Below are 1,053 nucleotides of genomic sequence, written 5' to 3'. Positions count from 1 at the left end.
AAGGCTGTTTAATCTATCGATAAGTTTTATGTAAGCCAATTTTAATAACTAATCTCTAATAATTAAACCTTCAATAAAATATATAGGATACATAATGTTTTCATTCAAAACGTTAATGGTGAGTCTTGCTTTCGGATTCACATTGGTAGGCTGTAGCTCAGCCGCTTCTAAGGACAATAGTATAGAGGAAGTCATCATCTATAGTAACGCCGACGAAGAAGCGGTAGAAGTCATCCAAGAAGTATTAGATCAAGCGGGCTATGAAGGTCAATATATCTTCCAATCCTTTGGCACCGGTGAGCTTGGCGGGCGTTTATTGGCGGAAGGTAAAAACACAGAGGCAGACTTGGTCACCATGAGCTCGTTTTATTTAGAGAGCGCGCAGGCAAAGCATTCGATGTTTAAAGAGCTAGCGTTTAAGGTCAATCCTCAAGTGACAGTACCTAATTACTATGCCCCCATTCTCAGTTTTACTGGGGCAATGATTTTAAATACGAAAGAGATGGCTGTACAAAATCTGCCTAGACCAACCAGTGCCAGAGATTTGGCAAATCCAGTCTACAAAAATAAAATTGCGATGGTTGATCCTAATGGCTCATCGACTGGTTGGTTATTTGTTCAAAACATCACATCTGCCTATGGCGAAAATGACGAAGGACAAAAAATCATGAACAGTATTCGTAAAAATGCTGGTCCCAATTTAGAGCTATCAGGATCAGGCCCATTGAAAAAAGTCATGGCAGGTGAAGTGCCTATTGGCTTTGGTATGCGTCATCAAGCTGTCGTGAATAAAGATGAAGGTCTGCCTATTGATTATATTGATCCTAGCGAAGGCAACTATACGCTGAGTGAATCAGTCGCTGTTATCGATAAAGGAAACAAAACCAATCAAAATGCAATGGAAATAGCCGAAATTATCACCAAAAATGCGCGACCACAACTATTAGAGATATATCCAAATGTCGTCTATGACGGTGAAACAGTGGCACCTGAGAACCAAGTCAAAAATGTAAAAACCTATGCTGAACCGCTGACCGCTGAGTTATTAGATAA

At 40.1% G+C, this 1,053-nt stretch carries 1 protein-coding gene; it reads left to right on the top strand.

Going from position 1 to position 1,053, the window contains the following annotated elements; genetic code table 11:
* Positions 1-94 precede the first annotated feature (94 nt).
* On the top strand, positions 95-1,053 hold a 959-nt coding region (locus ACS8FD_RS16590), incomplete at its 3' end, for an ABC transporter substrate-binding protein (protein WP_439276650.1).

The sequence above is a fragment of the Psychrobacter sp. 1U2 genome (assembly GCF_051847575.1).
This window is presented reverse-complemented; position numbering and strand designations above follow the sequence as displayed.